We start from the raw sequence: 14,477 nt of genomic DNA, 5'->3' as shown, positions 1-14,477 counted from the left end.
GCGCCCGGCGGACCGGCCGCCGGGCGCCGACCGCGCCGCGGGCCCTACGCCAGGCCGCGGCGGGCCAGCAGCGGCCCGGTCTCCGGGTCGCGTCCGACCACCGCGCGGAAGGAGTCCAGCGCGTCCCGGCCGTCCCCGCGCGCGAGCAGCTCCCGGCGGAACACCTCGCCGCTCTCCCGCGCGCTCCGGCCGTTCGACCCGAACCACTCCACGGTGTCCGCGTCCAGCACCTCCGACCAGATGTACGCGTAGTAGCCCGCGCTGTAGCCGCCGGCGAAGATGTGCCCGAAGTAGGACGTCCGGTAGCGCGGCGGCACCGCCGCCACCGCCAGTCCGGCCTCGGCCAGCGCCGCCGCCTCGAACTCCTCGGCGTCGGCCACCTCCTTGCCCTCCGGCAGGGTGTGCCAAGCCCAGTCCAGCAGCGCCGCGGCCAGGTACTCGACGGTCCGGAAGCCCTGTCCGAAGGACTCGGCGGCGTCGATCCGCTCGACCAGCTCCGACGGCAGCGGCTCGCCGGTCTCGTGGTGCTTGGCGTAGTTGGCCAGCACCTCCGGCCGGACCATCCACATCTCGTTGACCTGGGAGGGGAACTCCACGAAGTCGCGCGGCACGGCCGTGCCCGCGAAGTACGGGTAGCGCACGTCCGAGAAGAGCCCGTGCAGCGCGTGCCCGAACTCGTGGAACAGCGTGCGGACCTCGTCCCAGGAGAGCAGCACCGGCTCCCCGGGCGCCGGCTTCGCCACGTTCAGGTTGTTGTAGACCACCGGCCGGTGGTCCAGCAGCCCCGACTGGGTGACCAGTTCGTCCATCCAGGCGCCGCCGCGCTTGGACTCCCGGGCGTGGAAGTCGCCGAGGAAGAGGCCCAGCGGGGAGCCGTCCTCCTCGAACACCTCGAAGACCCGGACGTCCGGGTGGTACGCGACGAGGTCGGGCCGCTCGGTGAAGGTCACCCCGTAGGCCAGGCCGGCGGCGAAGAAGACGCCGTCCCGCAGCACCCGCTCCAGCTCGAAGTAGGGGCGCAGCGCCGCCGAGTCCACCTGGTACGAGGCCTGCCGGACCTGCTCCGAGTAGTACGCCCAGTCGTGCGCGGCGATCTCCTCGATGCCGTCGGCGGCGGCCGACTTGGCGAGTTCGGCGGCCTCCCGGCGGGCGTTGGCGACGGCCGGCGGCACCAGTCGGGCGAGGAGTGCGTCCACCGCCTCGACGGTGCCGGCCGTCTCGTCGGCGACCACGTACGCGGCGTGGGTGTCGAAGCCGAGCAGGCGGGCGCGTTCGGCGCGCAGTGCGGACATCCGGATGGCCAGCGGGCCGTTGGTGTCCGCCGCGCGGCCGAGCGAGGCGGCGAGCAGCCGCTCGCGCACCGAGCGGTCGGTGAGCGAGGCCAGTTCGCTCTGGTTGGAGAAGTTCTTCAGGCTGAGCACGTACGAGCCGTCCCGGCCGAGGGCCCGGCCGTTCTCCGCCGCTGCGGCGATCGCGTCCGGCGAGAGGCCGGCCAGCTGCTCGGCGGAGTCCAGCACGAGCGCCCGGGCCTTGGAGTCGGCCGACACGTTCTGCCGGAACGCCGAGGCGGCCACGGCCAGTTCGGTGTTGATCCCGCGCAGGCGTTCCTGCTGCTCGGCGCCGAGCCGGGCGCCGGACCGGACGAAGGCAGTGTGCCGGCGCTCCAGCAGGCGCAGCGACTCCTCGTCCAGCCCCAGGTCGTGGCGGCGCCCGTGCAGTTCCTCGATCCGGGCGAACAGCGCGGCGTCGAGGTGGACCGCGTCCCGGTGGGCGGCCAGCCGCGGGCTGATCTCGGCGTCGATCCGGTCCACCTCGGGTGTGGTGTCGGCGGAGGACTGGTTGTCGAAGACCCCGCGGACCCGGCGCAGCAGCGCCCCCGACCGCTCCAGCGCGATCAGGGTGTTGTCGAAGGTCGGCGGCGCCGGGTCGGCGGTGATCGCGGCGATCTCGGCGAGCTGTTCGGCCATGCCACGCTCGAAGGCGGGCAGGTAGTGCTCCGGCCGGATCTCGGCGAACGGCGGCAGTCCGTAGGCCAGGGTGCTGGGCCTGAAGAACGGGTTCTCGGTCATTTCGCCGACCCTACGCGCTGCCATCGGCGCTGCCTACGTCCCCCACCCGCCTGCCGGGCGCACCCGTGCGGCCCGTGCGCCCGGCCGCCCGGGGCCGCCTCGCGGGGCGGCCCGCGGACCGCCTCGCTCCGGTTGTCGTACCCACCCGCTACCGTCGAGTTCCGCCCGCCGTGCACCCCTGCGCACGGCACCCGCGCCGACGAGAGGAGGAGCCCCCGTGACACCCCGGATCGCCCTCGCCCCCGACCCGCACGGCCGCGGCGGCCGGCTCCGGCCGCTCGACGACGCGGGCGCCCCGCTCGGCCCGGCCGCCGCGGTGCCCGACCTGGCCGCCGCCGCCGCCGAGCGGGAGGCCGCCGACCGCCCGCGCTGGGTCTGGGCCGCCGCCGACTCGGGGTACGCGCCGCTGCTGCCCCGGCTGCCCGACCGGCTCGCCCGCTGCCACGACCTGCGGCTGGTCGAGGCGCTGCTGCTGGCCCACGAGGGCCGGTTCGGCGCGCCGCGTTCGCTCGGCGCGGCCTGGGCCCGGCTGCGCGGCCTGCCCGTCCCCGCCGACCTGCCGGAGCCCGGCTCCGCCGAGGCCGACGACGGCCAGGACACCCTGTTCGCCCCGGACCGCCTGCAGCTGCCGCCCGGCGCCGACCCGCTGGAGGCGGTCGTCGCCGTGCACGCCGAGCAGCAGCGCCGGCTCGCGGCGATCGCGGACCCGGCGGCGCGGGCCCGGTTCCGGCTGCTGATCGCCGCCGAGTCGGCCGGTGCGCTGGTCGCCGCCGAGATGGCGCACGACGGCCTGCCGTGGCGTGCCGACGTCCACGACCGGCTGCTGAGCGATCTGCTCGGCCCGCGGCCGACCGTGCCGGGCACCCAGCCGAGGCTGCTCGCCGAGCTGTCGGTCGAGCTGCAGCAGTCGCTGGGCGGCCGTCCGTTCAACCCCGACTCGCACGGCCAGGTGCTGCGCGCCTTCGCCGAGGCCGGCATTCAGCTCGGCTCGACCCGGTCCTGGGAGCTGAAGGCCGTCGACCACCCGGCCGCGAAGCTGATGATCCGCTACAAGGAGCTCGCCCGGATCCACGCCGCCCACGGCTGGGCCTGGCAGGACGCCTGGGCGCGGGGCGGCCGGTTCCGTCCCGAGTACGTGGTCGGCGGGGTGGTCTCCGGCCGCTGGGCCAGCCGGGGCGGCGGCGCGCTGCAGATCCCCCGCATCCTGCGCCGTGCCGTGGTGGCCGACCCCGGCTGGCTGCTGGTGGTCGCCGACGCCGCCCAGTTGGAGCCGCGCGTCCTGGCCGCGCTCTCCGGGGACGCCGGGCTGGCCCGCACCGCGGCCGGCGGCGACCTGTACGAGGCGCTCGCCGCCAGCGCGTTCCAGGGCGACCGCGACAAGGCGAAGCTGGGTCTGCTGGGCGCGATGTACGGCCAGACCAGCGGTGACATCGGCCCGCTGCTCGCGACCCTGCGCCACCGCTACCCGGCCGCGATGGGCTACGTCGAGGCGGCCGCCCGGACCGGCGAGGACGGCGGCGTGGTCGTCTCCCGGCTGGGCCGGACGTGCCCGCCGGCCTCGGCCGCCTTCCTGGACCTCACCGAGGCGCCGGAGACGGCGGGTGACGCCGGCGGGCGCTCGGCCCGCGCGCGGGGCCGGTTCACCCGGAACTTCGTCATCCAGGCGAGCGCCGCCGACTGGGCGCTGGCCCTGCTGGCGGCGCTGCGCCGGCGGCTCAACGCGCTGCCGGCGGCCGGCCCGGCCGAGCGGCCGCACCTGGTCTTCTTCCAGCACGACGAGGTGGTGGTGCACACCCCGGCCAACCTGGCCGACGAGGTGGCGGCCGCCGTCGCCGAGTCGGCGGAGGAGGCCCGGCGGCTGGTGTTCGGGGAGACGCCGGTGCGGTTCCCGCTCAGCAGCGCGGTGGTGGAGTGCTATGCCGACGCCAAGTAGTGGCGCCGGGCGGCGGCGCCGGGGGTAGTCGCGGCACCGGCGGCGGGCGGGGTCCACGACCGGCCGGGCCCGCGCCGCGCGGAGCCGCCGGCCGCCAGCCATCGGCCGTCAGCCGTCAGCCGTCAGCCGTCAGAGCTTGCGGAAGGCCCGGGCCTCCTCGGCGGCCGCGACGACCTCGGCCAGCGACGCCCCGGTGGAGGCGGTCACCGCGGCGGAGACCGCGCCCTCCACGAACGGCGCGTCCACCAGCACCGCGCCGGGGTTCGGCGCGTCCTCCAGCACGGTCACGGCGGTCAGCACCGAGCTCCCGAGATCCGGCAGCACCACCACGCCCGCCCCGGTGTCGGCCTCGGCCACGGCCCGGGCGATCAGGTCGTAGCTGGTGCCGAGCCCGCCCTCCTCGGTGCCGGCCGCCACCACCACCCGCACCGCGTCCGAGGCGAGTTCCCCCAGCAGTTCCTTCAGCCCGCCGGCCAGCCGTGCGCTGTGCGAGACCAGGACGATGCCCACGTAGTCGCTCATGCCCCGACCCTACGACGCTGCTCCACCCGGGTGACCCGCGCCCGCCGCCCCCGCGTGTCGGATTCCGTGCCGGCGTCCCCCGTCTGGCGTAGCGTCGGACCAGCACCGTCTGTCGAGGGAGCGCACCGCCGTGAAGAAGCTCATCAACGCCGCCGAGACCGTCCTGGAGGACGCGCTGACCGGATTCGCCGCCGCCCACCCGGAGTTGGCGGTGGACGTGGCCAACCGGGTGATCACCCGCGCGGTCCGGCCCGGCACGCCCAAGGTCGCCCTGATCTCGGGCGGCGGTTCCGGCCACGAACCCCTGCACGGGGGCTTCGTCGGCCCGGGCATGCTCGACGCGGCCTGCCCCGGCGAGGTCTTCACCTCCCCCGTCCCGGACCAGATGCTGGCCGCGGCCAAGGCGGTGGACTCCGGCGCGGGCGTGGTCTTCGTCGTGAAGAACTACACCGGCGACGTGATGAACTTCGAGCTCGCCGCCGAGCTGGCCGCCGAGGAGGGCATCGAGGTCCGCACCGTGCTGGTCGACGACGACGTCGCGGTCGAGGACTCGACCTGGACGGCCGGCCGCCGCGGCACCGGTGCCACGGTCGTGGTCGAGAAGATCGCCGGTGCGCTGGCCGAACGCGGCGCCCCGCTGGACGAGGTGGCCGCCCTCGGCGCACGGGTCGACGCGGCCTCCCGCTCGTTCGCGATCGCGCTGACCGCGGCGACCGTCCCGGCGGCGGGCAGGCCCGGCTTCGACCTGCCGGAGGACGAGATCGAGGTCGGCGTGGGCATCCACGGCGAGCCGGGCCGCCGCCGGGAGAAGATCCGCCCGGCCCGTGAGCTGGCCGCCGAGGTGGTGGAGACGATCCTCGCCGAGGGCCACGTCGGCGCGGGCGACGAGGTGATCGCCCTGGTCAACGGCCTGGGCGGGACGCCGCTGCTGGAGCTGTACATCGTCTTCGGCGAGGTCGCCGCCCGGCTCGCCGAGCGCGGCATCACGGTGGCCCGCAACCTGGTGGGCAACTACGTGACCAGCCTGGACATGGCGGGCTTCTCGCTCACCCTGACCAGGGCCGACGGCGAGCTGCTGGAACTGTGGGACGCCCCGGTGGACACCCCGGCCCTGAAGCGCGCCTGATCCCGGCGGGAGGACCGGAGGAGAGGGAGGAAAGAGGAGTGACCGGCATGGATTTCGACACCACGCTCGCCGAGTCCTGGATCCGCGCGGTCGCCGCCGCGGTCGAGGAGGAGGAGCAGCGGCTCACCGAGCTGGACTCGGCGATCGGCGACGGCGATCACGGCAGCAACCTGCGGCGCGGCTTCGCCGCCGTGCTGACCGCCCTGGACGGCCTGGAGCCGGCCGGGCCGGGGGCGGTGCTGACGAAGGCCGGCACCACGCTGATCTCCAAGGTCGGCGGCGCCTCGGGCCCGCTGTACGGCAAGGCGCTCCGGGCGGTCGGCGCCGCCCTGTCGGCGCCCGCCGACGGGCCGGCCGACGCGGCGGCGGTCGGCGAGGCGCTGGCGGCGGGCCTGTGGGCGGTGCGGGAGCTGGGCAGGGCCGAGCCGGGCGACGCGACCATCGTGGACGCCTGGACCCCCGCGCTGGCCGCCTACCGGGAGGCGCTCGCCGCCGGGGCCGGTCTGCCGGGCGCGGCCGCCGCGGCGGCGGAGGGGGCGGAGCGGGGGGCGCTGGCCACCGTGCCGCTCCAGGCCCGCAAGGGCCGCGCCTCGTACCTGGGCCCGCGCAGCGTCGGCCACCAGGATCCGGGCGCGACGTCCACCGCGCTGCTGTTCCGCGCCCTGGCGGAGGTGACCGCCGGCTGATCCCCGGTCCGCCGGCCGGACGACCGACTCCCGCCCCCGGGCCCGGCGTGGGGACGGGGGTCAGCCGTCCGTCCGGGTGATGAGGAGCAGCAGCGCGTCGTCCCGCAGCTCGCCGCCGGTGTGCTCCAGCAGGTCCGCGTAGACCCGGCCGACCGCGACCTCCAGTTCCGCCGAGGAGCGGGCCGCGTCCCGGACCAGCCGGCCGACCCGCTCCTCCAGCGGGTAGAACTCGCCGGTCCGGTGGTGCCTGGCCTCGATGACGCCGTCGCTGCAGAGCACCAGTACGTCCTCGGGCCCGAACGGCTGGCCCCAGCTCGTCGGCTCCCCGACGGCGAGCCGGCCGAGGCCGAGCGGCACCCACGGGTCCGGCGCGTCCAGGACGTGCGCCCGCCCGTCCGGGTCGACCCTGATCGGCGGGACGTGCCCGTACTGGAGCAGCTCCACCACCCCGGGCGTGCGGAACTCGGCGAACAGCGCGGTGGTGAACTCGCCGTCCGGCGCGTGCCGCTCGACGCTGGCCTCGACCCGGGCCGCGACGCCGCGCAGCCCCGCCTCGTCGTACGCGGCCTCGCGGAAGGCGCCGAGCACCACGGCGGCGGTCTGCACCGCGCCGAGCCCCTTGCCCCGGACGTCGCCGACCGCCACCCGGGTGCCGTGCGGGGTCTCCAGGACGGAGTAGAGGTCCCCGCCGATCCGTGAGGCGTCGGCGGCGGAGACGTACCGGACGGCCAGGTGGAGCGGTCCGACGACGGGGCCGGGCAGCCGGAGCAGTGCCCGCTGGGCGGCCTCCGCGACGGAGCTGACGGCGGCGAAGGCGGCGGCCCGGCGCATCCTGATCTTGGCGACCCAGGCGGAGAAGAGGGTGAGCAGCAGGTAGCTGATCATGGCACCCCAGAGGAAGCGGGTGTCGTTGATGGTGTCGACCTCGTCGTAGTGGCTGAGGCCGAAGACGGCGAGCAGGCCGAGCAGGCAGACGGCGAGGAGTTCGAGCGGGCGCAGGGTGAGGGCGGCGATGCTGGGCACGACCGTCATCAGCGGTGCGAGGTAGCGGTCCCGGCCGGAGAGCAGGTCGGTGAGTGCGACCAGCAGGATCGCGAGCAGTGCGGGCGAGGCGCGGCGCCAGAACGGGATGTCCTGGAGGTCGACCGCCAGCAGGACGCGGCGCCGGCGGGCCCAGGACAGCCCGCTGCCCGTCGGGACGGAGGGCGACTGGGGCTGGCGGTACGGGGACACATATCGAACATAACGGACGATCACCGTACCCACCCGCGCACCTCGGCCCCGCGCACCTCGGCCCCGTACGCCCCGAGCACGTGCGCCCGGGCCGCCGGCCGAGCCGAGCCGGTCGACGCGAACCCCTCCCACCCGTCCAGAAGGTACCAAAGAGTCCGTTTTGTCATACAGTGCGACGAAAGCGGCTCACGCAAGGGAGGCCTTCACCGGTGTCCGGATACCGCAACACCCCCCGCATCTCCGAACCGCGCGCCCGCACGGCGGCCCGCCCCGCCCAGTGGCCCAGGATCCTCCTGATCGGGCTCCTGCTCTGGATCGCCACCGTCGCCGTCACCTTCCTCACGGGCAACAGCAACCTGGTGCCGACCGTCGTACTGCTCGGCAGCTTCCTCGTCCCCTCCACCGTGACGGTCTGGGCCTACGAGCGCTACGCGGCCGACCTCGGCGCCGACCGGATCTTCGCCTGCTTCGGCATCGGCGGCATCATCGGCGTGCTCGGCGCCTCCGTCCTGGAGACCTACCTGCTCTCGCCCTCCGTCTGGATGTACGTCGGCGTCGGCCTGATCGAGGAGGCGGTCAAGCTGGCCGCCCTGGTCATGGTGAGCCGGCGGCTCCGGGTCAGCGGCCTGCGCTACGGACTGGTCCTGGGGGCCACCGTCGGCGCCGGATTCGCCGCCTTCGAGAGCGCGGGCTACGCGTTCAACGCGGTACTCGGCATCCAGGGCCTCTCGCTCAGGAACCTGGTGGAGACGGAGATCCTGCGCGGCGTCCTCGCCCCGGTCGGCCACGTCCTCTGGACGGCCATCCTCGGCGGCGTGCTCTTCCGCGAGCGGCGCGCCGGGCGCTTCCGCTTCACCCCGCCCGTCCTGTTCACCTACCTGGGCGTCGCACTGCTGCACGCACTCTGGGACTCGACGAGCGGCATCGCGGTGTGGCTGGTCGCGCGGACAACCGCCGCCGACTGGCAGCGCGCGCTGTTCGAGCTCGGCTACATGCCCGGCCCGACCGCCGAGCAGGCGCACCTCTACACGCTCTACGACACGGCGGGCCTGGTCGTGGTCTCGCTCGGCGGACTGCTCTGGCTGCGGCTGCTGGTCCGCAGCGAGCGGCCCAGCCCGATCCCCGCCCAGTACCCGGCCGCCCCGGCCTGAGAAGCCCCGCCCCGAGGAGCCCCGGCCTGAGAAGCCCCGCCCCGAGGAGACCCGGCCCCACCGGCCACCGCCACCCCGTTCGAACGACCGGCCCCGTCGCGCTCGAATCCGCCCACGTCACGGCGCGGATTCGGGCGCAGCGTGTCCGGACGCCTACGCTCTGCTCTCGGGCCGCGCTCCGGGGAAGATCCGGAATGCGATCCACACCACATCATCCGTATCCCTACGGAATACCCCCCGAGGGTACGGTGTCATCAGAAGCAGGGCCCGGGCGTACGCTCGCGGCCGTACCGAACTCTTCGGAGGCCCCGAATGTCCAGCACCATCACCTACTCCGTGACCGGCATGAGCTGCGGCCACTGCGAGAACTCGGTCAGCAAGGAGCTCTCGGCACTGACCGGCGTGACCGAGGTGTCCGCCGACGCCAAGGCCGGCACCGTCACCGTGTCCGCCGCGGCCCCGCTGGACGACGAGCTGGTGCGCGCCGCCGTCGACGAGGCCGGTTACGAGCTGGTCGGCCGGTCCGTCTGAGCCCCCGCCGCGCGGCGGGGCCGGGAGACCCCCCTTCCCCCGCCGCGCTCCTCCCCAAGGAGCTGATCAGCACATGAGCACCTCCACCTCGGGCTCCACCTCCCCGGACGCCACCACCGCCATAGCCGGTCAGGACGACCCGGCAGCCGTCCGGGAGCGCGTCGAACTGTCGATCGGCGGGATGACCTGCGCCGCCTGCGCGGCCCGGATCGAGAAGAAGCTCAACCGGATGGACGGCGTCGAGGCCACCGTCAACTACGCCACCGAGAAGGCCCGGGTCGATTACGGGCCGGGCGTGAGCGTGGCCGACCTCATCGCCACCGTCGAGAACACCGGCTACACCGCCGAGCCGCCCCCGCCGCCGGTGGTCGCCGCCCCCGCCGGCCCGGACGCCGGGGCCGCCGCCGCACCGCTCCCGGCCGATCCGCTGCTCGACCGGCTGCTGATCAGCGCGGTGCTGACCGTGCCGGTCGCCATGCTGTCGATGATCCCGTCGCTCCAGTTCACCAACTGGCAGTGGCTGGCCTTCGCGCTCACCGGCCCGGTGGTGGTGTACGGCGGACTGCCGTTCCACCGGGCCGCCTGGACCAACCTCAAGCACGGCGCGGCCTCCATGGACACCCTGGTCTCGCTCGGCACCCTGGCCGCCTTCGGCTGGTCGTTCTGGGCCCTGTTCTGGGGCGACGCGGGCATGGCCGGGATGCGGCACGAGTTCTCGCTGTCGGTCGGCGACGCCGACGCCTCGTCCATGCTCTACCTGGAGACGGCCGCCGCCGTCACCGTGCTGATCCTGTTCGGCCGCTACCTGGAGGCCCGTTCCAAGCGCCGCGCCGGGGCGGCCCTGCACGCCCTGCTCGACCTCGGCGCCAAGGACGTGGCCGTCCTCGACTCCGGCCGCGAGGTCCGCCTCCCGGTCGCGCAGCTCGCCGTCGGGATGCGGTTCGTGGTCCGTCCGGGCGAGAAGATCGCCACCGACGGGGTGGTGGTCGAGGGCGCCTCGGCGGTGGACGCCTCGATGCTGACCGGCGAGTCGGTGCCGGTCGAGGTCGCGGTCGGCGACGCCGTCACCGGTGCGACCGTCAACGCCGGAGGCCGGCTGGTGGTCGAGGCCACCCGGGTCGGCGCCGACACCAGGCTCGCCCGGATGGCCCGGCTGGTCGAGGAGGCGCAGAACGGCAAGGCAGCCGCCCAGCGGCTCGCCGACCGGATCTCCGCCGTCTTCGTGCCCGTGGTCATCCTGATCGCGCTCGGCACCCTGGTCGGCTGGCTGCTGGCCGCGAACAGCCCGACCGAGGCGTTCACCGCCGCCGTCGCCGTGCTGATCATCGCCTGCCCGTGCGCCCTCGGCCTGGCCACCCCGACGGCGCTGATGGTCGGCACCGGGCGCGGCGCCCAGCTCGGCATCCTGATCAAGGGCCCGGAGGTGCTGGAGACCACCCGCAGAGTGGACACCGTCGTCCTCGACAAGACCGGCACCGTCACCACCGGCAGCATGGCGCTGGCCGCCGTGCACACCGCCGAGGGCGTCACCGAGGCCGAGGTGCTGCGGCTGGCGGGCGCCCTGGAGCACGCCTCGGAGCACCCGATCGCCGCCGCCATCGCCACCGCGGCGGCCGGGCAGGCCGGCCCGCTGCCCGCCGTCGGGGACTTCCGGTCCGTGCCCGGGCTCGGGGTGCTGGGCGTCGTGGACGGTCACACCGTGGTCGCCGGCCGGGAGGCGCTGCTGGCCGAGCACGCCCAGCGGCTGCCGCCGGTGCTCGCCGAGGCGAAGCGCGCGGCCGAGGAGGCCGGGCGGACCGCCGTCGCGGTCGGCTGGGACGGCGAGGCACGGGCCGTCCTGGAGGTCGCCGACGCGGTCAAGCCGACCAGCGCCGAGGCCGTCGCCCGGCTGCGGGCGCTGGGCCTGCGCCCGGTCCTGCTGACCGGGGACAACCGGGCGGTCGCGCACGCGGTCGCCGCCGAGGTGGGCATCCCGGCGGAGGACGTCCTGGCCGAGGTCCTGCCCGAGGACAAGGTGGCCACCGTCCGGGCCCTCCAGGCCGAGGGCCGGGTCGTCGCCATGGTCGGCGACGGGGTCAACGACGCCGCCGCGCTCGCCCAGGCCGACCTCGGCCTGGCCATGGGCACCGGCACCGACGCGGCCATCGAGGCGAGCGACCTCACCCTGGTCCGGGGCGACCTGCGCTCGGCGGCCGACGCCATCCGGCTCTCCCGCCGCACCCTGGCCACCATCAAGGGCAACCTGTTCTGGGCGTTCGGCTACAACGTGGCCGCGATCCCGCTGGCCGCCGCCGGACTGCTCAACCCGATGATCGCCGGCGCCACGATGGCGTTCTCCTCGGTCTTCGTGGTCACCAACAGCCTGCGGCTGCGCCGTTTCGAGGCCGCCTGAGCGGCCCGGGGAACCGAACGCCCGGGGCCCGTACCGCATGCGCATGCGGTACGGGCCCCGGGCGTCTCCGGCCCCGGCCCGGCGGCCCCGGCGCGGCCGGCGCACACCGCCGCCCGGGGCGCCGTGGGCGGCACCGCCGCCGGCGCGCTCAGCGGCCGAGCAGCTCGCCGCCGTTGCAGTGCAGGATCTCGCCGGTGATGAACCCGGCCTCCTCGGAGGCCAGGAAGTGGACCGCCGCGGCGACCTCCCCGGTCTCCCCGATCCGGCCGAGCAGCGTCCGGGCCGCCCGCCGGGACACCTCCGCCTCGTCCAGCCGCGGGCCGAAGAACTCGGTGCCCGCGACCGTCCCCGGGGCGACGATGTTGGCGGTGATGCCCGAGGTCCCGAGCTGGGCGGCCAGGAAGTTGTTCCAGGCGTGCAGCGAGGCCTTGGCGGCCCCGTACGAGCCGGCGCCGCGCAGCGCGGCGATGGAGCTGATGGTGACCACCCGGCCGGAGCCCGGGGCGAGCCGGTCCCGGATCGACTCGGTGAGCAGCACCACGGTCAGCACGTTCCGCTCGAAGTCGCCGCGCCAGCGGGCCAGCAGGGCGTGCGGACCGGCACCGATCACGGTCTCCCGGCTGCCGGCGTTGTTCACCAGCACGTCGATCCGCTCCGGCAGTTCGGCGAGCGCGGCCTCGACGGCGTCCGGGTCGGCGAGGTCGCAGACCAGCGGGGTGACGTTCGGCCCGAGGGCGGCGGCGGCCTGCTCCAGCACCGCTCGGCGGCGGCCGACGATCACGACCTTCTCGCCGGCCTCGGCGAACCGCCGCGCCACCTCGTACCCGATTCCCGTGCCACCGCCGGTGACAACGACGTTCCTGGTCATCTGCGCACTCCCTCCCCAGCTCCGCCGCCACGCTGCAAGGTGCGGGACGGTCCGTACCGGAATGCCACGATTCCTATCACGCTCGGTTGCCGTCGCTGCGGGGAGGGTGACGTCGCCGCCGCCGGAAGGTGTGGTATGGGCGGGGCACCGCGTGCACACGGAGCGTGGCGAGAGGCAGCTCACACCCCCCGGGCGTAACTTCTCACACCCTGATACGTCTTAGGTTGGTAGTGCGGCAGTTTTTCCGGTGGGCGGAGACGTGGCGAACGGCATCACGTCACCGCGCCGCCTCCACTGCCGCCGACGGGGCTCCGGCGGGCCCCGGGTCGGTCGCCGACTGTTGGCGGCCTTCGCGCACGGCGCCGGGGTGTGGCGGGGTCAGGGACGCTTTGAGCGGCCGTCCCGGGCTGCGGCCGCCCCGGAGTCGTGCGCTGTACGTCCAGGTCCTCCGCGCCCGCTCCGGCGCCCGCGGGGGGCACGTGCGAGGGCCCGGCCGCGGAATGCGGCCGGGCCCTCGTGGCACCGGTGTCAGGGGCGCGCGTCGGCGTCTCGGGGGTGAGCCCGTCAGCGGGCGTCGAGCTCCACGTAGTCGCGGATCTCCACGCCGGTGTAGATCTGGCGCGGACGGCCGATGCGGCTGGTCGGGTCGTTGATCATCTCGTGCCAGTGGGCGATCCAGCCCGGCAGCCGGCCGAGCGCGAACAGCACGGTGAACATGCTGGTCGGGAAGCCCATGGCGCGGTAGATCAGGCCGGTGTAGAAGTCCACGTTCGGGTAGAGCTTGCGCGAGACGAAGAAGTCGTCCTTGAGCGCGTGCTCCTCCAGCTTGAGGGCGATGTCGAGCAGCTCGTCGGACTTGCCGAGCTGGCCGAGCACCTCGTGGGCGAGCAGCTTCACCTGCGCGGCGCGCGGGTCGAAGGCCTTGTACACGCGGTGGCCGAAGCCCATCAGCTTGACGCCGGCCTCGCGGTTCTTGACCTTCGCGATGAAGGCGTCGACGTCGCCGCCGTCCTGCTGGATGCTCTCCAGCATCTCCAGCACGGCCTGGTTGGCTCCACCGTGCAGCGGGCCCCAGAGCGCCGAGATGCCGGCCGAGATGGACGCGAACTGGTTGGCGTGGCTGGAGCCCACCAGGCGGACCGTGGAGGTCGAGCAGTTCTGCTCGTGGTCCGCGTGCAGGATCAGCAGCTTGTCCAGCGCGTTGACGATGACCGGGTTGAGCTCGTAGTCCTCGGCGGGGACGGCGAACGTCATCCGCAGGAAGTTCTCGACGTAGCTCAGGTCGTTGCGCGGGTAGACGAACGGCTGGCCGACCGACTTCTTGTACGCGTAGGCCGCGATGGTCGGGAGCTTCGCCAGCAGGCGGACCGTCGACAGGTGGCGCTGGGCCGCGTCGAACGGGTTGTGGCTGTCCTGGTAGAAGGTGGACAGCGCGCCGACCACCGAGGACAGCATCGCCATCGGGTGGGCGTCCCGCGGGAAGCCCTGGAAGAAGCGCTTGACGTCCTCGTGCAGCAGGGTGTGCTGGGTGATCTCGCGGTTGAACTCCGCCAGCTGGTCGGCGTCCGGCAGCTCGCCGTTGATCAGCAGGTAGGCGGTCTCGATGAAGTCGCCCTTGGCGGCGAGCTGCTCGATCGGGTAACCGCGGTACCGCAGGATGCCGTTGTCGCCGTCCACGAAGGTGATCGCGGACTTGTAGGCGGCGGTGTTGCCGAAACCGTTGTCCAGGGTGACCAGGCCGGTCTGCGGGAGCAGCTTCGAGATGTCGAAGCCGGCGTTGCCCGCAGTGCTCTCGACGACGGGGTACTCGTACTCGCCGTCCTGGTACCGCAGTACTACCGAGTTGTCGCTCACGTCTTCCTCACCGACGAAATGAATCCTCTTCCAAGGTGCCCTGACTGTCTCTACCATCCCCCATCCGGCGGACAGCCGCGCACCCGGGGTGGCCCGAAAGGGCCCGCCCCTA

Annotated in this window: 11 protein-coding genes; 6 read left to right on the top strand and 5 right to left on the bottom strand. The window is 74.5% G+C overall.

The features are described from left to right. Nucleotides 1-44 precede the first annotated feature (44 nt). Nucleotides 45-2,069, bottom strand: a complete 2,025-nt coding sequence (locus OG550_RS25795; RefSeq protein ID WP_327681364.1) for a M3 family metallopeptidase — start codon at nucleotides 2,067-2,069, stop codon at nucleotides 45-47. Between the two features lie 217 nt (nucleotides 2,070-2,286). Here OG550_RS25795 and OG550_RS25790 point away from each other — a divergent pair, with 217 nt between their 5' ends. After that, on the top strand, nucleotides 2,287-4,002 hold the full coding sequence (locus OG550_RS25790) for a bifunctional 3'-5' exonuclease/DNA polymerase (RefSeq protein ID WP_327681362.1): 1,716 nt from the start codon (nucleotides 2,287-2,289) through the stop codon (nucleotides 4,000-4,002). A gap of 129 nt (nucleotides 4,003-4,131) precedes the next feature. Here the strand turns inward: OG550_RS25790 and dhaM are convergent, their stop codons facing one another. After that, nucleotides 4,132-4,524: a dihydroxyacetone kinase phosphoryl donor subunit DhaM gene (gene dhaM / locus OG550_RS25785; protein WP_327681360.1), complete on the bottom strand. Its 393-nt coding sequence runs from the start codon at nucleotides 4,522-4,524 to the stop codon at nucleotides 4,132-4,134. 130 nt (nucleotides 4,525-4,654) lie between these two features. Between dhaM and dhaK the strand changes: the two genes are divergently transcribed. Beyond that, nucleotides 4,655-5,650, top strand: a complete 996-nt coding sequence (gene dhaK, locus OG550_RS25780; protein ID WP_327681358.1) for a dihydroxyacetone kinase subunit DhaK — start codon at nucleotides 4,655-4,657, stop codon at nucleotides 5,648-5,650. Nucleotides 5,651-5,697: 47 nt separating this feature from the next. Next, nucleotides 5,698-6,336: a dihydroxyacetone kinase subunit DhaL gene (dhaL, locus tag OG550_RS25775; RefSeq protein WP_327684143.1), complete on the top strand. Its 639-nt coding sequence runs from the start codon at nucleotides 5,698-5,700 to the stop codon at nucleotides 6,334-6,336. A gap of 60 nt (nucleotides 6,337-6,396) precedes the next feature. Here the strand turns inward: dhaL and OG550_RS25770 are convergent, their stop codons facing one another. Beyond that, a complete protein-coding gene (locus OG550_RS25770) occupies nucleotides 6,397-7,569 on the bottom strand; it encodes a PP2C family protein-serine/threonine phosphatase (RefSeq protein WP_327681356.1) in 1,173 nt (390 codons plus the stop codon). Between the two features lie 209 nt (nucleotides 7,570-7,778). Here OG550_RS25770 and OG550_RS25765 point away from each other — a divergent pair, with 209 nt between their 5' ends. From OG550_RS25765 to OG550_RS25755, 3 genes are all read left to right on the top strand, one after another. Beyond that, complete coding sequence (locus OG550_RS25765; protein ID WP_327681355.1) at nucleotides 7,779-8,720, top strand: PrsW family intramembrane metalloprotease; 942 nt, start codon at nucleotides 7,779-7,781, stop codon at nucleotides 8,718-8,720. 312 nt (nucleotides 8,721-9,032) lie between these two features. Continuing rightward, on the top strand, nucleotides 9,033-9,251 hold the full coding sequence (locus tag OG550_RS25760) for a heavy-metal-associated domain-containing protein (protein ID WP_327681353.1): 219 nt from the start codon (nucleotides 9,033-9,035) through the stop codon (nucleotides 9,249-9,251). 73 nt (nucleotides 9,252-9,324) lie between these two features. Beyond that, the gene (locus tag OG550_RS25755) at nucleotides 9,325-11,643 is read left to right on the top strand and encodes a heavy metal translocating P-type ATPase (RefSeq protein ID WP_327681351.1); all 2,319 of its coding nucleotides are present in this window, start codon (nucleotides 9,325-9,327) and stop codon (nucleotides 11,641-11,643) included. Between the two features lie 148 nt (nucleotides 11,644-11,791). Here the strand turns inward: OG550_RS25755 and OG550_RS25750 are convergent, their stop codons facing one another. After that, entirely contained in the window at nucleotides 11,792-12,511 is a 720-nt protein-coding gene (locus OG550_RS25750) for an SDR family NAD(P)-dependent oxidoreductase (protein ID WP_327681349.1), read from the bottom strand. Between the two features lie 564 nt (nucleotides 12,512-13,075). After that, entirely contained in the window at nucleotides 13,076-14,365 is a 1,290-nt protein-coding gene (locus OG550_RS25745; RefSeq protein ID WP_327681347.1) for a citrate synthase, read from the bottom strand. Nucleotides 14,366-14,477: the final 112 nt, after the last annotated feature.

Origin of the sequence: Kitasatospora sp. NBC_00458 (assembly GCF_036013975.1) — a bacterium.
Lineage (GTDB): Bacteria > Actinomycetota > Actinomycetes > Streptomycetales > Streptomycetaceae > Kitasatospora.
Note: the sequence above shows the minus strand (reverse complement) of the source record. Positions and strands in the feature narration are given on the sequence as shown.